A 21115-nucleotide genomic window follows, 5' to 3' on the forward strand; every position below is an offset into this window, starting at 1 on the left:
ATCGTTCTCATCAAGTATAAAGACTTGCGACGAAAAGTAAACCAAGCGTTGAAAGGCGCCTTTGCGGTACAACTGGCGAAGGAATGGGGAGCCGGGACGATCATCGGCACGGCAAGCGAAAGCGCGCCAAAAAGCTCCTGCCGGCACAAACCTGGCAGGAGCGAGGTTCTGCTTGCTCCTTGACGGCTTATCGCGCTACAATGCCGCGCCTTTGGCGAGCAGCAGCGAACCGACGAGGCCGGCTTTGTCGCCGAGTCCCGGCGGCACGATGTAGGAATCGATGCCGCCGGTGATTTCGTCGCGCTGCACATAACCTTTCAGCATGTCCAGCGTGATCTGCCGCACGAGCGGGAACATGTGGCGCTGGTGCATCACCCCGCCGCCGAGAATGATTTTTTTGGGCGACAAGATCAGCACAAGATTGACCACCGCCTGCGCCAAATAGTAGGCTTCCATCTCCCAGACGCGCGCGTCGTCCGCCAGCTCCGCGCCTTTGCGCCCCCAGCGCGCCTCGATTGCCGGTCCCGCCGCCATTCCTTCCAGACAGTCGGCATGGTACGGGCACTTGCCTTCGTAACGATCCTCCGGATGGCGCTTCACGAGGATGTGCCCCATCTCGGGATGAAGCAAGCCGTGCAGCAGCTTGCCTTCGGCGACCACACCCGCGCCGATGCCGGTGCCGATCGTCATGTAAACGCAGCTGTCGAGCCCGGCCGCCGCGCCGAACGTCGCTTCCCCAAGCGCCGCCGCGTTGACGTCCGTATCGAAGCCGACCGGCACGCCAAGCTCCCGCTGCATCGCCTGCAGCAGGTTAAAATTCGCCCACGCCAGCTTCGGCGTTGTCGTGATCGATCCATACGCCGGGCTGTTCCGGTTCAGCTCGACCGGGCCGAAGCTGCCGATGCCAAGCGCCTCGATCGCCTTCCCGCGGAAAAAACCGAGCATCGCCGCCACCGTTTCCTCCGGCGTTGTCGTCGGGAAGCTCGCCCGCTCCTCGATGCGCCCGGTTTCGTCGCCGATGCCGCATACCATTTTCGTGCCGCCTGCTTCTATCGCTCCAAGTCTCATGCAACTGTCTCTCCTGTCCGTAATCGTATCTCTACTATTGTAGACAGGGCGGCGAAGCTTGTCTACGCCTTTTACGCGGTGCGCAGCCGCGCTCACTGGTACGTTTTGCGATAGTCGCCGGGGGTGGTGCCGACGGTTTTTTTGAACGCGCGAATGAACGACATCTGGTGCAGGTAGCCAATGCGCTCGGAAATTTCCTGGATCTGCAGCGTCGTCTCGCGCAGCAGCCGTTTGGCATGCTCCATACGGATCTGGCACAAATAAACGACGAACTTCTCGCCGAATTCCTCCTTGAACAGCGTGCTCAGGCTGGACGCGTTCATATGGAATTGATCGCTGAGGCCGGCAAGGGACAAGTCGGGATCGCTGTAATGCTCCTCTATGTACGCCTTCACCTTCTGCACGACGGCCTGGTTGCCTTTGCTTTCGCGAATCGCTTCCATCTGCCGCGCGCAAGCGGCCAACTGGCTGGCGTAGAACGATTCCAGCTCATCCAGCGTTTCGAGCTCGTCGGCCCGCTGCTCCCACGGATCGCGGAACTGGCGGTTCCACAGCTCCTGGTATTCCGGCGGCAGCTCCATCATTTCGCGATAAAAATAGTAATTCATGTAGTTCAGAATGCCGCCGATCTCTTCCTTCGGCAGCAGCATCCGCTTCAGGCCGGCGAACAGCAGCCCGAGCTGCTCCAACCAGCCGTCGCTGCCGACGCGAAACGCCTGGGCGATCGTACGCACGTACTGCAAATAAATGTACAGGTCGTCGTGCGACAGCAGCTCAATTTCCCAATGGCCGATGACCCGGTTGCTGCCGAGCGCCGACTTGTAGTCGAGCGCCCGCGCGGCCGTTTCGCAAGAGGAACTGATTCCGGCGATATCGCGGACCGTCGTGCCGATGCCGAACGTGACCGTCAACTGCAGGTTGTTCTGGATCCAGGCGCGCACCTGGTCAGCCTGCTCCAGCAAACGACTGTCGGCATGAAGCGGCTGCTCCTCCTCCAAATAAAGCACATACAGCCGGTGATTCGTCAACCATTCCTGCCAAATGTGCAAGCCTGACGCTTTGGCCGTTTCGTCGACGACCTTGTTCAGAATGTATTTGAACAGCCCTTGATCCTTGCGGGAGTGCCGGCCGATAAAGTCGGCGTATTTGTCGATTTCGACGATGGCGGCGCTGGCGCAACCGAAGCCGCAAAGCCCGAGCTCGCCCAGCTCGGGGAGCAGCTCCGCCGCGTCGACGGCGCGGCTGCCTTCCGCCAGCTCGCGGAACAGGCGCAGTCTGCGGTATTCGCGGTTGGCCCGGCTTTGCTGCTCGTAGTCGCTCGTCATTTCCATCATGCTGCTTAACGCGCGATCGATGTAACCGAGCTCGTCGACCGACGGCTCGCGGATGACCGGCCCGGCGGACCGCTGCTGGTTGTACTTCTGGATGCGCGACAGCATCGTTTCGATCGGCCGGTAGTTGCGGCGCGTCACGAAGATAACCCAGCCGATGCCGGCGATCATGGCGGCGAAACCGACGATGAACCAGCCGTTCGTCACATACAGCAGCAGTTGGCCGGCCCCGAGCGGTTTTAAGCTTCCATAATATTTCCATCCCGTATAGTCCGACACGTGTTCGATATCGTACCCGCGCGGCTCCGCCTGGGCCGCCTCGTACAAAACGCTGCCGCTGCCGTCCTTGACGGCGATCCGGTTCACTTCCGACTTGCCGTTGCTTTCGAAAAACTCCCGCACGGCGCCGACCCGAACGTTGATCACGAGCATGGCCATGCTTTTTCCTGTCAGCGGGATGCCTTTCGCCATCGAAATCACCTGGTTTTCTTCGATCGCGTCCGCCAGCGTGCGAAATTTGCGCGGCGCGCTCCAGCCGGCCATCGCCTTCGGATCGCCGATGAACCGCTCGATAAAAGCGCGATCGGCAAACTGCTCGATCGGCAGCTTCGTTTTGTCGCTGACGATCGTGCCGTCGCCGGTGCGGTAAATATAAACGGAATCGATCAGGCTGCTCGTCGCCATCATGCTCTGCAGCAGCTGGGACAGCTCGATAATAAACGCGGGATCGCTGTCCATGCCGGCGAACGAAGTCAGCTTGGAGTTGCGCGCGATCGACTCGATCATCATCATTTCCGTGGCGCGGAGGTACAGGTCCATGCTGTTTTGCAGGTTCTGCACATAAACGCGGCTCGATTTCATCGCTTCCTTGCGGGACAAGTCGTTCAACTGCACGATGCCGATAAAAGCGAACAAACAGACGATAAGAACCAGCACCGGCAGGAACGACAGCAACGAACGATGAAACCAGTTTCTTCTCATGGCGAAATCTCCTTAAAGATTTTGCAATACTTTCCCGAATCCCATCCCGAGCAAAAACTTGCCTCGGAAGCATACGCTTAGCGGAAAAATGGACGAAAGCGGCGTTACCCTTATCATGACCGACGATCCGCCGGTAAAGCAAGAAGCAAGGCGAGGGAGAGCTCGCCTTGCGCAGACTTATTTTTTCAAATAGTTGTAGTAATCCTTCGTCAGGATGACGTCCTTCTTGTTGTCGGTGTACGCCTTCGCGTAGAAGTCGTCGACCTTCTTGCCGCCCGCCTTCTCCCACGCGTCCTTCGCGTCCTTCATCGCCTGGTCGACCGAATAGCCCGTTCCGCCTACGATCGCCTTCGTATAAATGTTCGTGATCGTGTTGACGGCGGTATTGTTGATGACGACCAGATCGTCGGTCAGGGTGACCGGCAGCACAACGGCCGGACTGGTCGGGCGATCCGCCGAAATGTACGCGTCGCGGCCTTGCTGGATCAGATCGAGATATGCCTTGTCGAGCGGTTTGGAAGCGTCAAGCGTGTTCGAGAACTCGACGCACTTGCCCATCAGCCCGGTTTGCGACAGCATCTGGAAGTCGCCGTTCCAGGAAAGCTCCTTTTTGTTCTTCTCCGCGTCGATCGGCTTCGGACAGCCGTCTGCGCCCATCTTGTAATGCACGCCCTCGAAGCCGTACGCCAGCGTCTTCTGCACCTCGTCGCTCATCATCCAGTCGACGTATTTCATGACGGCTTCGACGTTTTTGGCCGTGGCGTTGATCGCCGCCGTGAACTGCATGTAGCCGCCGCCCGCCGGCGAGAACTGGCCGAATTCCGACTTCGGCAACGGCAGAATCGCCACCTTCGCGTTCGGATCGTTCTTCATCAGCGTCTGGTATGCGCTGTAGCCGGCGCTGCCTTCCAGACCGCCCGTGCCCCAAATGCCGAGCTTGCCGTTGACGAAATCCTGCTGCGCCTTGGCGCCGTTCTTGTCGGCGAAAATATCCTTGTCGACCACGCCGGCGTCGTACAGTTGCTTTTTCAACGCGATATTCGCTTTAGGCTGCTCCCAGGTGCGCACGTATTGATCGTTCTGGAGGAAGTACGACGAGATCGACATCGGCTCCGTACTCGATTGCCCGAGCCCGAAGAAGTAATCGATATCGAAGAACGTCGAGCCGAACGTGTCCTTTTTGCCGTTGCCGTCCGGGTCCTGATCGGCGAACGCCTGGGCCACCTTCACGTACTCTTCGGTCGTCTTCGGCATCTGCAGATTCAACTTGTCTAGCCAGTCCTTGCGAATCATCAGGAAATGGTTCGTCGTAAACGGCGTCAGCCGGGCGATAAAAAACGTTTTGCCGTTGTACCGGGTCAGCTTCTGCAGGTTGGGATTGCCGTCAAGCACCTTCTTGTAGGTCGTCGAATATTTGGCAATGGCGTCGTCCAGCGGGATAATTTGCCCCTTGGCGGCCAAATCTTTCATGTACGGGTTCGAAAATTCGAGAATAAGGTCGGGCGCCTGATTGGAGGCGAACAGCACGTTCCATTTCTCCGACGAATTGTTCCGCGGCACCGAAATGAAATCGACCTGCACCGGAGCGTTTTCGTTGATCCACTTGGTCCAGCGATTGTCGGTAATCGTGCCTTCCCCTTCGGGCACGTTGTTGCGGTCGTAAATCGACACGCTGATTTTCGGTTTGGGGCCTTTCGTTGCGACTGGCGTCACGCTCGCCGCAGCGCTCGTCGAAGCGCCGGCGGAAGGGCTTGCCGCGCCCTTCTCCTCCTTGTTGCTGCAAGCCGACAGCAGCAGGCTGCCGGCAGCCATAACGAGCAGCGATGATGTGAGCGCTTGTTTCCCGAGCTTCTTGTTCATGTTCGGTACACTCCCCTGAATGTTAATTCTAGTGTAACAGGCGATAAGTCGGTCACGCTATTGCCAAAATCGCACCATCGAAACCAATCGAAATTGTGACAGTCGGGCTTGCCGCTTGGCGGCCTCACCACCTTTCCTTTTTGCCCAAAAAAACCATTTCCGCTTCGCTCCTTACCCTTTGACCGCGCCGATCATGACGCCTTTGACGAAATACTTTTGCAGGAACGGGTAAACGATCACCATCGGCAGCGTCATCATGATCACGCCCGCCGCCTTCAAGCCTTCCGGCGACAAGTTGGCCGCTTCTGCCGGCTGCTGGTTGGTCATTTCCTGCATCAGGCTCTGGTTCTGGATCATCTGCTGCACCATCACCGTCAGATTGACCTTCCTTGCGTCGTTCAAATAAATCAGCACGCTCATGAACGAATTCCAATGGGCAACGCCGTAAAACAGCGACAGCGCGGCAAGCACGGGAACCGACAGCGGCAGGACGATCTGGGCGATCAGGCGCCATTCCGAGCAGCCGTCGATGCGCGACGCTTCCTCCAGCTCCTCGGGCAGCCCTTCGAAGAAGCTGCGCAGCACCATCAGATTCCAGACGCTGATCAGGCCCGGCAGCCACAGCGCGCCGTACGTATTGACGAGCCCCAGGCTTCTGACCAGCAAATAGTTCGGGATCAGCCCGGCGCTGAACAGCATCGTAAAGATGATCGCGAACGAATAAAACCGGCGGCCGATAAAATAACGCTTCGACAGCGGATACGCCGCCAGCACGGTGAATACCATGTTCAGCGCGGTGCCGACCGTCGTGATGACGACGCTGTTGCGAAAATCTCTCAGAATCGGCGTGCCGTTGATCAGCGCCTTGTAGCTGACGAAATCGATGTTCACCGGCCAGAAGCTGACGATGCCGGACATGAGAGCGACGCGGTCGCTGAGCGATAGCGCGAAAATATGGATCAGCGGCAGGATGCAGCTGGCGCCGATCATGAGCAGCGCGGCGGCGTTGACGAAGTGGAAGGCGCGATTGTCTTTGGCGGTTCTCATGTTGGTGCGATACTCCTCCTCACCACAAGCCTTGGCCGAACCGGCGGGCAATGGCGTTCGCCGCGATGACGAATACCAGGCCGACGATCGATTCGAACAGCCCCATCGCCGAAGCGAGGCTGAACTGGGCTTGTTGAATGCCGATTTTGTACATAAAGGTGCTGATGACTTCGGAAATTTCCGCTACCGCGTTGTTCTGCAGCACGTACACCTGGTCGAAGCCTACTTCCATCAGGTGGCCGATTTTCAGAATAAGCATGATAACGATCGTCGGCAAAATGCCGGGAATCGTAATGCGCCGAATTTGCTGCCATTTGTTCGCGCCGTCGATGTTCGCCGCCTCGTACAGGCTCGGATCGATCGACGTCAGCGCGGCCAAATAAATGATCGCCGACCAGCCGGCTTCCTTCCAGACACCGGACGCGACGTAGATCGACACCCAGGAAGCGTCCTTGTACAGGAACGGATACGTGCTGCCGGTCGCCCATTCCATCACGTGGTTGATCGTGCCCGTGCTCTGGGAGAATACGGTGACGATGATGCCGCCGATGATGACCCAGTTCAGAAAATGCGGCAAATACACGAACGTCTGGATCGTACGCCGGAAAAAAGCCCGGCGCGCTTCGTTCAGCATAAGCGCCAGCAGAATCGGGATCGGGAAGCCGATTGCGATGCTGAGCCCGCTGAGCAGAAACGTGTTGCGGATGATGACGAGCATGGCGTGGTTGTCCGCGATCATCTTGAACATGTCCAGCCCGACCCAGGGGCTGCCCCAGATGCCTTTGATGAAGCTGTACTTCTTGAACGCGATCACCAGGCCAAGCATCGGCACGTACTTGAAAATCAGGAAGAAGGCGATGACCGGCAGGAACATGATGTAGAGCGGAATGTTTTGCCGCAGCAGCCGTTTCGAAATTCGGGCCGCCGGCGCCGCGGGTTGCGTTTTTCCCATCGGTGTCTCCTCTCGTTTGGCGGCTTGCTGCTTGCCGCTTGTTGCATGGGCTCATCGTAGGGCATGGCGGCGGCGCGGCGCAATATACACGATTTTGCCGGGTTAACAGGCTTGCCGCTGCCGGTTTCGCGCCGGGCGATAGACCGATTTTTGGGCGATATACATGGCGTGGTGGCCGAGTATGCGATTATCGCTGCGGCTGGGGCGACCAGAAGGAAGAGTGGCCGCGCAGCTTGGCGAGCGCTTCCATATAGAAGAAGTCGCCGTAAATCAGCGGCCGGTCGACATTCTGGCCCATCGGCAGGTTGCCCGTGCCGTGGAGCAAAATCGCTTCCTCGTCGTCACCCGCACGGTAGCGGTCGGTTAACGAGCGGAGGATGGCAGTGGCTTGCTCACGGTATTCGGCTTGTTTATCGCCGTGGACAGCGGCGGCCAGGTCGAGCAGTCCGCTGGCGGCGATGGCGGCGGCGCTTGAGTCTTTGGGCGCTTGTTCTTGCGCGGCCGCGGGCAGGCGAAAATCCCAATAGGGGATGCGATCCTCCGGCAAGTTGGCGAGGAAAAAAGCTGCCGCCCGTTCGGAGGCGTCGCGGAATTCGGCGCGGCCTGTGTGCGCGTGGCTGAGCGCCGCGCCGTAGATCGCCCAGGCCGCGCCGCGCGCCCAGGCCGAACCGTCGGCGTAGCCTTGCCCGCCGAGCGTGCCGAGCCGTTCGCCCGTCTCCGGGTCGAAGCGGACGATATGGTGCGCCGAGCCGTCCGGGCGGATGAAGTGGCGGACCGCCGTTTCGGCGTGGGCAGTCGCGATATGGCGGAAGCGCGGATCGTCCGCGTGTTTGGCCGCCCAATGCAGCAGCGGCAAATTCATCAAACAGTCAATGATCGCCCAGCCGGTCCGTTCCGGATGGTTCCAGGCGCGGATGAACCGGCCGTTGATGTTGAAGCGGCCCGCCAGGTGGCTGGCGGCCGTCATCGCCCGGCGCGCGGACGCGGCGCTGCCGGTGATTTGCCAATTGGCAAGCGATGTCAGCGTCCACATGAAGCCCATGTCGTGGTCGAGCCGGCCGACATCGGCCAGCACCTCGTCCATCCGCTCCTCGCACGCTTCCGCCAGCTGCTTCAGCCGCGGCTCACCTCCGTCGCGGTAAAGCAGCCACAACAGGCCCGGCCAGAATCCGGCCGTCCAGTAGGAGGGCGCCGTTACCTGGTAGCGGCCGTCGTGCGAGCCGTGCGGGAATTCCGCTCCGATGCGCCGGCTCGTGCGGGCGGCAATTTTGCGGGCCGCCGCGTCCCAGGCGTCCTGGATCCATGCTTCCGTATGCATAAGTTCATACACTCCCGTCAATTGTTGTGGTGAAGCGCCGCTTTTGGCGTTGGCGCCCCACTACCATAGGGCATCGCTTGCGTGCGAGCAATAGACATCATTTTGCGCGATATACAGGTTCGCTTTCGCGGCTATTTACGGGGTTGGGCCAGAGCTAGGCGTGGCGCCCCAGGACGAAATAGGCCATGAAAAATGGCTTATTGGCCCCGTTTCGAGCACCTCGTCGAAAATAGCCAATGAAATCGCCGGCTATTTGAGCCAAATGGCCCCAAGCAGGCAGATTTTTCGCGAATAGCCAGCGAAAACACTGGCTATTTTGCGACGGCTGCCCCTTTTGGGCGAAATAGGCGATAAAAGGTGGCTTATTTTGAACCAGTAGCTGCTCTCGCATCAATCCCGCGCACCGCACCAGTAGCTACTCTCCCACCAGCCCCGCGCACCGCACCAGTAGCTACTCTCGCATCAGTCCCGCGTACCGCACCAGTAGCTTCTCTCCCACCAGTCCCGCGCCCCGCATCAGTAGCTACTCTCGCACCTGTCCCGCACACCGCACCAGCAGCTACTCTCCCACCAATCCCGCACACCGCACCAGTAGCTTCTCTCCCACCACCCCCGCACACCGCACCAGTAGCTTCTCTCCCACCAGTCCCGCACACCGCACCAGTAGCTTCTCTCCCACCAGTCCCGCACACCGCACCAGCAGCTACTCTCCCACCAGTCCCGCGCCCCGCACCAGTAGCTTCTCTCCCACCTGTCCCGCACACCGCACCAGTAGTTTCTCTCCCACCAGTCCCGCACACCGCACCAGCAGCTACTCTCCCACCAATCCCGCACACCGCACCAGTAGCTACTCTCACTAGCCCCACGCCCCGCGCCGGCATGTTATACTTTTAGCGAAACAGAAAAACGGACAATCTTGACAAGGAGAGGTGATCGTTATGTTTCTTTCGGCCCGTGAGCCGCTGGCGCTCGCCGTTGTTGCGGCCATCCGCGCCGGCGATGTTACGGCGTTGCGGCAGCTTCTCGCCCAACATCCGGTACTGGCCGAGGCGCGAATCGTCGACGATGCGACGGGTGCCGGAGGCGTGTCCCGCACGCTGCTGCATATGGCCGCCGACTGGCCCGGCCACTACCCGCACGTCGCGGTGACAATAGCCGCGCTGGTTGCAGCCGGCGCCGATGCGAACGCGCGCTTTGCTGGCGGAGCGCATACGGAGACACCGCTTCATTGGGCCGCCAGCAACGGCGATGTTGCGGCGCTCGACGCGCTGCTCGCTGCCGGCGCCGATCCCGAGGCGGACGGCGCGGTCATCGCCGGCGGGACGCCGCTGGACGACGCGGTGGCGTTCGGGCAATGGCAAGCGGCACAGCGTCTGGTGGAGCGTGGCGCAACGTTTGCGCTTTGGCACGCGGCTGCGCTTGGGCAATTGGCCGATGTGGAGGCGCATTTTCGCGGAAAAACGCTTTCGCGGCGATTTCCGTGGGGCGTTCGCCACGGCGCAGCGCCGGATGAAACGACCGTCGCTTTCTGGTGCGCTTGCCACGGCGGGCAGCGGGAATGCGCCGTTTATTTGCTCGAGCGGGGAGCGGAATTGAACTGGATTTCCACTTGGGACGGCTTGACTCCGCTGGACGCGGCGCAACGCAGCGAGGCCCGCGAGCTTGCGACGTGGCTCCGCCTCCAAGGAGCCTTGTCGGCCAAAGGTCGGCGAGGCTAAGCGGCGAATGGCGGGGCGGGCCGTTCGCTGCTCCCGGGAGAGAAGCTGTTCGCAAAAAGCAGGCAATGACAGGATCGACCAAAACGGCCGTGATACGATAAGAGTCGGGAAAGGTGATGCGATTTGGAAGCGCTCATGCGGATGAAAGAGGCGCTGGATTGGCTGGAGCGGCGCATGGAGGAAAGGCTCGATATTGAGGAAATGGCCCGGACGGCAACCATGTCGCCGTTTCATTTCCAGCGCATGTTCCACATGCTGACCGGCGTCACGATCGCCGAATACGTACGCAGGCGCAAGCTGACGCTGGCGGCGCAGGAACTGGCCGCCACGTCAGGCAAAGTGCTGGACGTTGCGCTCAAATACGGCTATGATACGCCGGAATCGTTCGCCAAAGCGTTCCGCCGCCTGCACGGCATCTCGCCGTCCGAAGCGCGGCAGCCGGGCGTCAGCCTGAAAGCTTATCCGCGCATCTCCTTCCACCTATCGTTGAAGGGAGACAAAGAAATGGATTATCGCATGGAGGATAAGGCGGCGTTCCCCGTCATCGGCCGGTCGCGTCGTATGACTTGCGAGGGAGGGAGCAACTTGCGGGATATTCCCGCCTTCTGGGGCGAATGCGAGCAGGACGGTACGCTGGCGGCATTGGGAGCGGCCAGCCGCACCGGCACTTTGTTGGGCGTTTGTCTGGATATGCAGCCGGGGCAAGGGGATTTTACGTACCTGATCGGCTGCGAAAGCGAAGCCTCCGCCGCACCGGCAGGTTGCGAGACGCGAACGATTGCCGCCTATACGTGGGCGATCTTTGCCGCTGTGGGAACGCTTCCCGAATCGATCCAGTCGACGATCGGCCGCATTTACCAGGAGTGGTTTTCGGCTACCGGCTACGAGCATGCCGGCGGCCCGGAGCTGGAGGTATATCCGCCGGGCGATACCACGGCGACTGATTACCGCTGCGAGGTGTGGGTCCCGGTTGTGAAGAAGTAGCGCCGCCCGCGTCGGGAACCGGTGCAAGCGAAGCAAAGCACAAGGCGGAACAACGGTTAACGGTTGTTCCGCCTTGTCGCGATGCGGAGCGGCGCTATTCCGCGACGCGAATCAGCCCTTCGCGCGAGTTGGTCAGCTTCTCGAAGCCGTCCGCGGTGATCAGGTAGCTGTTTTCGATGCCAACGACTCCGCGTCCGGGGAACGTAAATTTCGGTTCGACCGCCACGACCATGCCGGGTTCGAGCGGGTAGCGGAAGCCGCGCGCCAGCACCGGCAGCTCGTCGATTTCGAGGCCGATGCCATGGCCGAGAAATTTGACCTGGTCGCGGCCGAAGCCCATAAAATGCTGCGACAACCCCGCTTCCTTCGCCAGCTCAAGCGCCCGCGCGTACATATCCTCGCATATGGTGCCCGGCTTCAAAGCGCGTTCGGCGTCGCGGATGATCGCTTCGGAAACTTCGTACGCGCGCGCCAAATCGTCTGGCAACTCGCCGATGACGAGCGTGCGCGTCTGGTCAATCACGTACCCGTCGATGCAGCAGCCGATATCGAGCAGAACCGGCTCGCCGCGCCCGATCGGCCTGCGGCCCGCACTTTGCGGCACCGCAGGGCCAAGCCCTTCCCCGCCGGCCGGACCGTCAAAATACGTCGGCTTGGCCGCCGCAGCGCCAGCCGCCACGACGCCGGTGATCGTCTCCTGGTTGTAACCGCGCATGCGCATCGTACCGCCGTGCCCGTTCAGCCGCAGCGTCAGCTCGACCATGGCCAGCAGCTCGAATTCGGCCATGCCGGGACGCACATGGGCGGCCGCCTTCTCCAGCGCGAGGTCGGCAACGCGAGCGGCGGCACGGATGTGCGCCAGCTCGTCCGGCGACTTGATCATGCGCGTTTCGCGAACCGGCAGCGAGCCGTCCGTCCATTTGACGCCGGCGATGCCGTCTTGCAGCCGCTGAAACAGCTGCACCGGCAGCACGTCGTACGGCGTGGCGAACAGCGGCTCGCGTCCGTCCGCGAACAACGCCGGATACGCTTCACGCAGCCTGTCGCCGAGCGTGCGCAGCGAGCCGAGCTCTTCCACGAGCACGGACGCTTCTTCCTGTGCGCGGACGACGCTGCGGCGAACGTAAAACACAGGCTCCCCATCGATCGGGATCACAAGAAATCCGGTTTGCATCGTCCCGGAAAAATAGTACAAGTCGACATTTTGCGTCACCACGACAACGTCGATCGATTGCGCCGCCATTTTGTCCCGCAGCCGTTCGATGCGCGCCGCATGATTGCTTCCCGCCATAACCATCCTTCGGTTGTCCTCCTCGCCTTGAACGCAAGCCGTCCGAATGACGGCGATTCTTTCCTTCATCATACAAGAAGGAGGGGGCCGTTTCAAAAGGTTTGTCAGCGCACCAGTTCCGCCGCGCCTTTGACATTCCAGACGATTGGAGGCAGCAAAGAAAACAGCCGCGGATATTCCACGCGGGCGACAAGCGCAACGCCGGGCTGCCGCAGCTGCGCGGTGAAGCCGTAAGCGCCGTTCGAATAGGTATACGGAAACGTCGTCGTTTCATTCACGACATCGAAGGCGAGCACGTCGACGCGCGTGCGCAGGAAGCTTCCGGGCAGCGGCGCATTGCTTTCGTCGAGCTGCAGGTTCGCGCGCAAATACGTCAGCGCCGCCGCTTCCGCAGCAGCCGGGTCGATGGCGACGATGCCGGCGCTCAGCTTCGCGGCGTCGACTTGCTGCGCCCCGGCATGCGCCGCGTAATTGACGGCGCGTTTGGCGCGGAACAGCGCCTGCATAGCCATCTCCCGCTCCGCCTGCAGCGCAAAAACGAGCGTAAATACCGCCAACACCAGCATGTAAACAACCAGCTTGTACAACGCAAACCCCTTCCTGCGTCAACCTATGGCAGGTTTCCGTCCAATGCGCTCACTTGTCGCGTTACCCTGACGCAACCTACCGCATCCATCTTCGGCTCCAACTTTACACAATAACCTGCTGAACCAGCACCAACCAGCTTCATGAAACGAGCCTCCAGTATAGCAGCTTTAACTACTTCGAAATTCGGCTAATTTGCTCCGGCCTGGGCAACGGCGGCGATTTAAGCCGGGTTTTCCGGCTTATTTGCCCCAGCCCAGGCAACAGCGGCGATATAAGCCGGATTTTCTGGCTTATTTGCTCCGGTCCAGGCAGCCGGCGGCGATTTAAGCCGGGTTTTCCGGCTTATTTGCTCCGGCCCAGGTAGCAATAGCGATTTAAAGCGGATTTTCCGGCTTAAATGTACGGTAAGATCAACATATTGGAGAAAAATCAACGAGGCCACCCCACTGACACGCCCCGCGCTACTGCGGCACGTATTCGCTCATTTTCATCCCGATCGCCTGCATCCGGCCTCCTGCGGGCGGCGGCGCAATGCCGACGAGCCGGTCGATTTCGAACAGCCTGTCGTACGGATACGTCGCCACCAGCCTGATCCCCGTGCCGCGCAGGACGGGAGCGGCCGGATTCGTGCCGGAAACGCCGCTCGTCGTCGTCACGGCAAATGCGACGCCCGCGCCGTCGAAGCCGCGATCCGCCAGACGCTGCCGCGCTTCGGCCAACATCGCCGCATCGATATAGCCTTTGGCTCCGCTCGCCCCCGTCTCCAGCAAATAGTCGACTTCCTGCTGCAAAATCGCCTGCCGCATTATGACCACGTGCTTGTAAATCGGCGAAAACATCAGCCAGCACAACAGCGCCGCAAACAGCACGAACAGCACGATTTGCTTCATGCCTTAGCCGCTCCTCCTCCCCGCCGTTTATGCTTATGGATCGATTTGCTGCAGGTTTGCGCCGATCCGCGGTCCGCTTTCCCTGGCAGCGGGCCAAACGCCTGCCGGCGAAACGAGCGTTGCCGCCAGCAGCAGCACGGCGACGAGCAACAATAACACGGATACCGTCAACTGCCTCATGCGATGCACCTCCCGATTCGTTACGGCGCAAGCAGCGTACCGATTTCCGTATTGATTGCCGTGCCTTTGGCTTCGATCATCGCCTTGGAACCGGTCGACGGCGCGGCGATAATCGTCGTAAACATCACCACAACGACAATTAGTAACATGACTGTCATTAAAATATTGCGCATCAGGCTCACCTCCTTTTCCGCCGATTGGCATCCGTGCATCAATTCAACGAATGAAACAGCTTCTGCCCTTCTTCCACCCATGGGTAGATGAACAAACGAAACGTGTTCGTAATCGGCAGCCCGGCGACGACAAACAGCAGGTAGGACGTCGTCTCCTTGCGGCTTTCTTTCAGCAAGTCGAGCTTGCCCTTGTAGTCGTGGATACGCTGCCGCAGCAGCTCATAATAAGCGTCCGCCTCGTTGCGACGCAGCGCGTCGAGCGTTTCGCCGAAGCTTATCGCTTCGTCCGTGCCGAGCCGGCGCTTGAAGGCGGCGATCGCCTCACCCGGGTCGTGATACCACTCGTTCAGCATCAGCGCCAGCTCGGCGCGGATCGTACGCGCGCGCGGCATGCAGCGCATCAGCTTGGCGTGCAGGTTCAGGCGCGAGCCGTGGTAGTACAGCAGTTGGTGGCTGAGTACGTAAATTTCCTGGACGATGCGGCGGCTGCGCTGCTTGCGGGCCGTTTCGAGCAGCACGCGGTCGGCCAGCAGCAGCAACAGGGCGATGGCCACCGCCAGCCAGCCGTAGATGCGCAGCGCAAACCATTGCGGCGGGAAGCTGCCGCCGAGCGCGTACAACAAGGCGGCGGCGGACAGCACCGCCACAATCGCCGCCCGTTTGGCGATCAGGTAACGAAGCGGATGAACGGCCACACCCGCTCCCGCCAGCAACTGCTCCCTTGCCGCAAGCCGTTCGCCCCGCCAGTCGCCCGCCAGCAACCCGCCGAACCACGCCGGAGGCGCCTTTAACCACCCTCCGCCCCCTTTGCCCGGCCAACCCCGCAACCTTCTGCGGCGGTAAGGCAACAACTGCAGCGCGCCGTAAAAAGCGGCAAAACCAAGCGCGAACAATGTCAGCCGCACGATACTATCGAGCGCTTGTCCCATCGGCCTCATCCTTTCTTCCAGCCTTATCACGCGCTTGTAGGGATTGCTCACATTCTCCGCATGGACAAATACAGTCCCATCAGGAACGAGCCGAATATCAGCAGCAGCGCGTCCAGAATCATGCCCCGCCCTTTGGCGTCCAGCACGTAGTACAAGTAGGCGTTATGCGGGTTGATTTTAAAATTGACGAACAGAAACAAGGCCAGAAAAAAGATCGGCGAAAAGCTGGCAATCCGGATTTCGAGCAGCTTGTTCCGCTCCGTCTGGTCCGCGAGCTGCGCCTTGCGCATGTCCGCGATCAACTCGCGCAAATTGTCCGCTACGTCGTTGCCTTCCTGCAGCGCAATGCGCAAAATGCCGGCCAAATAGTCGGCCCATTGGTGACCGAGCGTAAACGTGAACACCCGCAAACATTCCTCGACCTCCCGGTCGGCCGCCAAATTGCGCTGCAGCTGGGCAAACACGGGCTGGAGCGGATACGCGACACGCCGCTCGGCAAGTACGGCGCTCAAGACGTTGCGGACGTTTTTGTGCGGGGACATCACGTACGCCTGGTACAACACCTCCACCACCGGCAAAAACTCCAACCGGGTGCGCAGCTGCAAGCCGACAAGCTTCAGCCGCAGCCACAGGTAGGGCAAACAAGCGACGATCCCGCTCAGCACGACCACCCCTTTGACACTGGCAAAAAACAACGCGCCGCCCGCAAAGCCGCCGAAAAACAGCAGCAGGCTGATCGTCATAAAAACAGGGAGCGTCAGCCGGTTGCGCGATGCCTCGAGCAACACGGTCAAGTGGCGCTGCAGCGGCAGGCTGCGGCCGACCAAGGCGGCAAGCCGGTGCCCGAGCCGTCGTCGCTGCACATGCAGCAGGCGAAGGCGGGCGGCCCGGCGGCCCAGCGCAAGCATAAGCAGGCCGCGCAGCCAAATGTAGCAAAGCGCCAGCAGCAGCAAGGAGGCAGCGAGGCCGGCCAGCGCAAACAGCAACGAATCGCCGGACAGCAGCAGCTTCGGCATCGGCTTAACGCCCCCGATCGGCGCCGTCCGCCCCGATCGCGCCAACCAGCTTCCCGTCCGCCTGCAGCTTGCGCAGCCCTTCCGGATCGTACCTGCGCAGCCGTCGCAACGCGGCATCCGTCAGCCTGCCCGGGTACGTCCATCCGGGTCCGTCGTAATCGTAAACGGCAATATCCCTCACCTTCACTTCCTCCTCTTCGAATACGAATTCGCCAATGCGCACAATCACCCGGCGGCCGTCCACGATCGCCATTTCGATGCCGATCTGGGCGACATAGGTCGCGATCCGCTTGACCAGCCGCGCCGGGTTCATCGCCCGGCCGTCCAACATGCACATGTCCGCTATCGCTTCCGGCACGTCTTCGAGCTCATTGACATGCACGGTCGTCATGCTCCCCTCATGCCCGCGGGTGCAGGCGCGCACATAAACGCTGGCGTCGGCGTCGCGAATTTCGGCGTGGCAGATGCGTTTCGGCGATTGCCGCAGCGCCAGCTTGAACGCCATCTTCCCGTCATGCTGCGGATCGTCTTCGACCGCTTCATACTCGACGACGTTCTTCTCGGGGAAGTCCCGCTTCAGCATCAGCTCGAAACGCGATTCGATCGTGACGATACGTTCGCCGGCCGGCATTTCCGCGATCATCGCTTTGAGCAGGTTCGTTTTGCCGGCGTTCGTCGGGCCGATCACGACAAGATTAAAATAGCTGCGCACGAAACAGACCAACATGTCCCGCATCGCCCGGCTCATCGTGCCAAGCTCCGGCGCGCATAACGCATCCAGCGAATAATGCTTCATCGTGTAAAAACGAATCGTCAGCGTCGGCTCCGACGTAAAACCGAAGCCGGTCATCGTCACCCGCGAGCCGTCGAGCAGCGCCACTTCCGCCCAGCGCTTGCGCGGATTGAACGTGTCGTTGTTGAACAGGACAAGATTGATCTGGATGCGCATCAAGTCGCCGGCCTCGCGCATCCGGTAAACCGAAGGCCGGGCAACGCCGCCCCGCACCTCGAAAATATCCGACCCGACAACCTGAATTTCTTCCAATCCTTCGCGGTTTTTCAGGATCAACTCGAGCACGTTCAAACCGACCACTTCCGCAAAAATAGCTTCCGCCATCGTACCGTACAACCGGCCGACCGGCAGTTCGTTCGTTATGCGCCGCCTGGCAAGCAAATCCTCGATGACGGCCATAATGACGCCGCGCGCTTCCTCATAACCGAGCACGGCGCGGTTCAGCGCGTCGTTGTACTGCTGGCGCTCTTCCTCCGTTGTGCCGCGCGGCGACGACAGCTCGCGCCGGATGTCATCCACCAGGCGGTCGAACGCTTCCTCCTGCGCCGGGCCAACCGTTTCGTATCGGAACGGCTTGTCCTGCACCGCAGCAGCCGGGTTGCCTGCCCCCGCGCCGCTCCGCTCCCCGCGCTGCAGCCGGCCGATATAAGAAAGGACCGAAAAGCGCTGCTCCTCCACTGGCGCGTCCCCCCTCTCAGCTGCTCGCCCCCGCGCCGATCAGCCGCCGGAGCCAAAGCTGTGCCCGCGGCGCCTCGCGCTTCGTCAGTCCGCACCGCTCCATCAGCCGGTCCACCGCCGGCTGCAGTTGGGCGCGGAACGGATGCCTGGCGTCATAAAGCGCCATCGCGCTGCCGTGATTGAGCAGCCGCACCGCCTCCGGACAGCGCGAGATGCCGGCGACGACGCGCATGCCGCACTCTTTGCCGATATCGCCCGGCTTGAAGCCCCCCGCATACGCAGGCGGCTCCAGTTGATTGACGATCAGCTCGAAGGAACCGAGCGGCAGCCCCAGCATCGAAACGATCGGCTTCAGGCCGCGATCGATATCTTCCTGAAAGTGGGTGATCTCCCCCGAGGTGACGAGCATCCGCGCATCCGCCGCTCTCATCGAGCAAACGGTCGCCGCATTGTCCCAGTAGGCACTGACATCGACAACGCATAAATCAAGGCAACATCTTGCCACCTCCAACAAATGTTCGATATCCTCCGGGCGGTAAAACTCCGCCTGCTCTCGCAACATACTGCCGAACAACACGTGAAGCCCGTTCGTTTCCTTCGGCCGCGTGCAGTATTGCAGCAGCTGCCGGCTGCCCAGGCTTTGCGATTTGAGCGCCGCGCGCAGCTGGTCCAGCGTTGCGAACGGCTCGTCCGCGCCGAGATAGCGGTGCAGCTTCGAGCTTTTCAAATTCAGGCAGATGTAGCCGACTTGTTTGCCCGTCGCCTTCGCCAGCAGCACCGCCGTGCCGAAGGCGATCAGCGTCGTCCCGACATTCGGCGTCGACCCGGCAAACACCAGCAGCTTTCCGAACCCGGTCTCGTGGTTTGTTTCCATTATCCAACCTCCTTCATCATCATTCCCGGCGCAGCGGCAGCCGCCTTCTATCCGGGACTTGCCGCGGTTGCCGATCCAAGCGCAATGACCAGCTTCAATTGTTTCCCCCGGCACGCTTCGTCGATCGCCAGCCATTCTCGTTCGGTCAAGATCAGGCTGAGCTGATCGATGACGCCGTTCGATTCCCGCCGCGATGCGTACAGCTTCTCCTGGTCGCCGTCCGCCTTGGCATACAGGCTCGGGTTCTTCGGGTCGTCGACTTCCATATTGGCTGACGAACGAACCGAAGCGACGACCACTTCGCTGTCGAGCAGCCGCGACGACGCCTCCTTGCCGGAGACGTACACCCGAACGAAGTCGCCGGCGCGGATGGAGCCCGGCATGGACAGCACATACTCCTTCGGGATCGAAAACGTCGCCTCGTCCGCCCCCGGCATCAGCCGCAGCCGGTCCAGCTTCCAGCCGAGCAGCGGCTCGTTTTCCCCGAGCGGCACAAGCGTCTGTTGCCCGACCGCATCCTGCAGACGGGTGAGCATCTGCGTCCGATAAGCGCTGCCGACGATCGGCGCCAGCTTGACCATATCGGCGGTAACAAGCGTGCCCGGCTTGACGAATTGCTTCGGCACGACGACAAGCCGCGTCTTCTCCAGCTCGATCTGCCGCAATTGCAGCGCGTACACGCCGTAAACGAGCAAACCGGACAGCAGCGCCGCCGTCAGGCTGATCCAAACGTTCCTCCTGCGGTTCAACCGTTCCTTCACCCCCTTCGCCTTCCAAAACGCAAAAAAGAACGCAGCCCACGGACGGATATCGTCCGATCAGCTTGCGTTCTTCGCAAACAAAGTCAATTCATTTTTGAGATTAGGGCAATATTACCAAATGAAGAACGATTCGTCAAGCGCCGGTTTTGCATTTTGTCGATTGCCGCCAAGCGGGCGGACGTTGTGTTGAGAAAACCTCAATCGAAGTCTTTCGAAGATGAGCGACCGCGTTCAGAGGTAGGTTTTATCGCCAATTAGAATTTAAGTTTTCCACTGCGTCCGGAAACTTATCAATTCTAATGTGGTAAACTATCGAAAGAAGATAACCCAGTGACGCCGGATGAGGTGAAACCGATGACGGAGCAGCAGCAACAACCAGCCGACGACTTGCCCGAAACGATAAGCCCCGCGCCGGGCATATTGATCGCCGACCATTTTCGCGAATCGTTCGGTTATGCGGTCAAACGGTCGGGCGGCACCAAAGATTGGATCATCACGTTTACGTTGAGCGGGTCCGGCTCTTACCGGATCGGCGATTATCGCCTCGTCTGCGTGCCGGGCGACATCGTCATCCTCAAGCCGGGGACGCCGCACCGTTACGCCGCCGAACCGGCCGGTTGGCGGTTCGTCTGGTCGCACTTCCTGCCCGAGCCCCGGTGGGCCGGTCTGCTGCAGCTGCCCGAACCGCATCCCGGGCTGATTCATCTGAGCATCGAAAGCGCGGCCGTGCGCAGTCGGCTCGAGCGGACGTTCGATCGGCTCATCCACGAGACGAAAGACGAGATGCCGCTCAAAGACCAGCTCGCCATCAACGCCATGGAGGAAATCGTGCTGCTGGTCGCCGGCGAGCATCGCCGCGACGGCTCCCAGGCGCTCGACCCGCGCGTCGAAGAGGTGCTGCGGCTGCTGACCGAACGGCTGAGCGAGCCGCATACGGTCGAAGAGTTGGCGCGCCATGTGGCGCTGTCGCCGTCGCGGCTTGCCCACCTGTTCAAAGCGCAGGTAGGCGACGCCGTGCTCGAAACGCTGCTCAAAACGAGGCTGCGCCACGCTGCGCGCCTGCTCGAGCATACCTCCCGGCTAGTGAGCGAAATTGCCGCCGACGTCGGGTTCGGCAGCCCGTACTATTTTACAAAACAGTTCACGTCTTTCTTCGGCTGCAGCCCTACGGTTTATCGCGAACGCAAACAGTAGCGCCAAACGAAAAACCGCCCCGCCCCCGTTGCCGGGGATGCGGAGCGGCGCTTCGCGGCATCAGATTCTGTGGCCGCGCAGAATGATGATGAGCAGAATGAACAGCACAAGAATGATGCCGGCCGACGAGCCGGGGCGATGCACAGGCGCGCAGCAAGCTGCGTGATGATGCATCATCGGTTTGGGGGCAATGTACACACTGTTCTTTTCCAATTCAAACACGCTGATGTTCGTTGTCGGGTACTGCATCGGCATCGGAGCAGCGGGCAATGGCTGAGCCGGGGCTACCGGGGCCGGCATCGGCATAGGCATAGGCATTGCGGCCGACGGCGAAACTACCGTTTTCGGATATCCATACTCCACTTCGGGCACCTCCCATAGTCGTTGAATACACCAACAGTCTATGGGTTTTGGTCCACGGGCAACACGGTATTCACCCATGTGCGGCAAAATTGGACGTTTGCCCTGCTCACGCCGCCGTCACCATTC

General features: G+C 60.7%; 20 protein-coding genes. 3 read left to right on the plus strand and 17 right to left on the minus strand.

The window, feature by feature from the left end:
* Window positions 1-195: 195 nt before the first annotated feature.
* From EXY20_RS33850 to EXY20_RS33875, 6 genes are all read right to left on the minus strand, one after another.
* The gene (locus EXY20_RS33850) at window positions 196-1068 is read right to left on the minus strand and encodes an ROK family protein (RefSeq protein ID WP_135556856.1); all 873 of its coding nucleotides are present in this window, start codon (window positions 1066-1068) and stop codon (window positions 196-198) included.
* A 92-nt stretch (window positions 1069-1160) separates the two neighbouring features.
* Window positions 1161-3380 carry a helix-turn-helix domain-containing protein gene (locus EXY20_RS33855; protein WP_135556857.1) on the minus strand — a complete coding sequence of 740 codons (2220 nt, stop codon included), beginning with the start codon at window positions 3378-3380 and terminating at the stop codon, window positions 1161-1163.
* Window positions 3381-3557: 177 nt separating this feature from the next.
* Complete coding sequence (locus tag EXY20_RS33860) at window positions 3558-5240, minus strand: extracellular solute-binding protein (RefSeq protein WP_135556858.1); 1683 nt, start codon at window positions 5238-5240, stop codon at window positions 3558-3560.
* Between the two features lie 171 nt (window positions 5241-5411).
* Window positions 5412-6287 (minus strand): carbohydrate ABC transporter permease, encoded by an 876-nt coding sequence (locus EXY20_RS33865; protein WP_135556859.1) that lies wholly within the window; start codon window positions 6285-6287, stop codon window positions 5412-5414.
* Between the two features lie 19 nt (window positions 6288-6306).
* Window positions 6307-7239 carry an ABC transporter permease gene (locus tag EXY20_RS33870; protein WP_135556860.1) on the minus strand — a complete coding sequence of 311 codons (933 nt, stop codon included), beginning with the start codon at window positions 7237-7239 and terminating at the stop codon, window positions 6307-6309.
* Between the two features lie 187 nt (window positions 7240-7426).
* Window positions 7427-8557, minus strand: a complete 1131-nt coding sequence (locus EXY20_RS33875; protein WP_135556861.1) for a glycoside hydrolase family 88 protein — start codon at window positions 8555-8557, stop codon at window positions 7427-7429.
* 938 nt (window positions 8558-9495) lie between these two features.
* Between EXY20_RS33875 and EXY20_RS33880 the strand changes: the two genes are divergently transcribed.
* Both EXY20_RS33880 and EXY20_RS33885 read left to right on the plus strand, forming a co-directional pair.
* Entirely contained in the window at window positions 9496-10275 is a 780-nt protein-coding gene (locus tag EXY20_RS33880; RefSeq protein ID WP_135556862.1) for an ankyrin repeat domain-containing protein, read from the plus strand.
* A 123-nt stretch (window positions 10276-10398) separates the two neighbouring features.
* Entirely contained in the window at window positions 10399-11259 is an 861-nt protein-coding gene (locus tag EXY20_RS33885) for an AraC family transcriptional regulator (protein WP_207671378.1), read from the plus strand.
* A 94-nt stretch (window positions 11260-11353) separates the two neighbouring features.
* Here the strand turns inward: EXY20_RS33885 and EXY20_RS33890 are convergent, their stop codons facing one another.
* The 10 genes from EXY20_RS33890 to EXY20_RS33925 all read right to left on the minus strand — a co-directional run bounded on the left by EXY20_RS33890 (window position 11354) and on the right by EXY20_RS33925 (window position 19432).
* A complete protein-coding gene (locus EXY20_RS33890) occupies window positions 11354-12550 on the minus strand; it encodes a M24 family metallopeptidase (RefSeq protein WP_135556902.1) in 1197 nt (398 codons plus the stop codon).
* Window positions 12551-12654: 104 nt separating this feature from the next.
* Window positions 12655-13137, minus strand: coding sequence for a hypothetical protein (locus tag EXY20_RS33895; RefSeq protein WP_135556863.1), 483 nt, complete (start codon window positions 13135-13137; stop codon window positions 12655-12657).
* A gap of 462 nt (window positions 13138-13599) precedes the next feature.
* Complete coding sequence (locus EXY20_RS33900) at window positions 13600-14028, minus strand: hypothetical protein (protein ID WP_135556864.1); 429 nt, start codon at window positions 14026-14028, stop codon at window positions 13600-13602.
* Window positions 14029-14061: 33 nt separating this feature from the next.
* On the minus strand, window positions 14062-14208 hold the full coding sequence (locus EXY20_RS39325) for a hypothetical protein (RefSeq protein WP_167859712.1): 147 nt from the start codon (window positions 14206-14208) through the stop codon (window positions 14062-14064).
* Window positions 14209-14228: 20 nt separating this feature from the next.
* Window positions 14229-14381: a hypothetical protein gene (locus EXY20_RS39330; protein ID WP_167859713.1), complete on the minus strand. Its 153-nt coding sequence runs from the start codon at window positions 14379-14381 to the stop codon at window positions 14229-14231.
* 38 nt (window positions 14382-14419) lie between these two features.
* The gene (locus tag EXY20_RS33905; RefSeq protein ID WP_135556865.1) at window positions 14420-15310 is read right to left on the minus strand and encodes a hypothetical protein; all 891 of its coding nucleotides are present in this window, start codon (window positions 15308-15310) and stop codon (window positions 14420-14422) included.
* Between the two features lie 47 nt (window positions 15311-15357).
* Window positions 15358-16326: a type II secretion system F family protein gene (locus tag EXY20_RS33910; RefSeq protein ID WP_135556866.1), complete on the minus strand. Its 969-nt coding sequence runs from the start codon at window positions 16324-16326 to the stop codon at window positions 15358-15360.
* A gap of 4 nt (window positions 16327-16330) precedes the next feature.
* The gene (locus EXY20_RS33915) at window positions 16331-17797 is read right to left on the minus strand and encodes an ATPase, T2SS/T4P/T4SS family (RefSeq protein WP_235886329.1); all 1467 of its coding nucleotides are present in this window, start codon (window positions 17795-17797) and stop codon (window positions 16331-16333) included.
* A 16-nt stretch (window positions 17798-17813) separates the two neighbouring features.
* Window positions 17814-18671, minus strand: a complete 858-nt coding sequence (locus EXY20_RS33920; protein WP_135556867.1) for an AAA family ATPase — start codon at window positions 18669-18671, stop codon at window positions 17814-17816.
* Window positions 18672-18718: 47 nt separating this feature from the next.
* The gene (locus EXY20_RS33925; protein WP_235886330.1) at window positions 18719-19432 is read right to left on the minus strand and encodes a CpaB family protein; all 714 of its coding nucleotides are present in this window, start codon (window positions 19430-19432) and stop codon (window positions 18719-18721) included.
* A 330-nt stretch (window positions 19433-19762) separates the two neighbouring features.
* Between EXY20_RS33925 and EXY20_RS33930 the strand changes: the two genes are divergently transcribed.
* A complete protein-coding gene (locus tag EXY20_RS33930; protein ID WP_135556868.1) occupies window positions 19763-20626 on the plus strand; it encodes a helix-turn-helix domain-containing protein in 864 nt (287 codons plus the stop codon).
* A 60-nt stretch (window positions 20627-20686) separates the two neighbouring features.
* On the opposite strand, the gene EXY20_RS33935 is transcribed toward EXY20_RS33930, so the two are convergent.
* Entirely contained in the window at window positions 20687-20989 is a 303-nt protein-coding gene (locus EXY20_RS33935; RefSeq protein WP_135556869.1) for a hypothetical protein, read from the minus strand.
* Window positions 20990-21115: the final 126 nt, after the last annotated feature.

The organism is Paenibacillus cymbidii (assembly GCF_004764705.1).
Taxonomy (GTDB): Bacteria; Bacillota; Bacilli; order Paenibacillales; family NBRC-103111; genus Paenibacillus_AN; species Paenibacillus_AN cymbidii.

Coding starts and splice junctions, on each gene's coding strand:
- EXY20_RS33850 (WP_135556856.1), bottom strand. CDS start 1,068: ATGAGACTTGGAGCGATAGAAGCAGGCGGCACGAAAATGGTATGCGGC.
- EXY20_RS33855 (WP_135556857.1), bottom strand. CDS start 3,380: ATGAGAAGAAACTGGTTTCATCGTTCGTTGCTGTCGTTCCTGCCGGTG.
- EXY20_RS33860 (WP_135556858.1), bottom strand. CDS start 5,240: ATGAACAAGAAGCTCGGGAAACAAGCGCTCACATCATCGCTGCTCGTT.
- EXY20_RS33865 (WP_135556859.1), bottom strand. CDS start 6,287: ATGAGAACCGCCAAAGACAATCGCGCCTTCCACTTCGTCAACGCCGCC.
- EXY20_RS33870 (WP_135556860.1), bottom strand. CDS start 7,239: ATGGGAAAAACGCAACCCGCGGCGCCGGCGGCCCGAATTTCGAAACGG.
- EXY20_RS33875 (WP_135556861.1), bottom strand. CDS start 8,557: ATGCATACGGAAGCATGGATCCAGGACGCCTGGGACGCGGCGGCCCGC.
- EXY20_RS33880 (WP_135556862.1), top strand. CDS start 9,496: ATGTTTCTTTCGGCCCGTGAGCCGCTGGCGCTCGCCGTTGTTGCGGCC.
- EXY20_RS33890 (WP_135556902.1), bottom strand. CDS start 12,550: ATGGCGGGAAGCAATCATGCGGCGCGCATCGAACGGCTGCGGGACAAA.
- EXY20_RS33900 (WP_135556864.1), bottom strand. CDS start 14,028: ATGAAGCAAATCGTGCTGTTCGTGCTGTTTGCGGCGCTGTTGTGCTGG.
- EXY20_RS39325 (WP_167859712.1), bottom strand. CDS start 14,208: ATGAGGCAGTTGACGGTATCCGTGTTATTGTTGCTCGTCGCCGTGCTG.
- EXY20_RS39330 (WP_167859713.1), bottom strand. CDS start 14,381: ATGCGCAATATTTTAATGACAGTCATGTTACTAATTGTCGTTGTGGTG.
- EXY20_RS33905 (WP_135556865.1), bottom strand. CDS start 15,310: ATGGGACAAGCGCTCGATAGTATCGTGCGGCTGACATTGTTCGCGCTT.
- EXY20_RS33910 (WP_135556866.1), bottom strand. CDS start 16,326: ATGCCGAAGCTGCTGCTGTCCGGCGATTCGTTGCTGTTTGCGCTGGCC.
- EXY20_RS33920 (WP_135556867.1), bottom strand. CDS start 18,671: ATGGAAACAAACCACGAGACCGGGTTCGGAAAGCTGCTGGTGTTTGCC.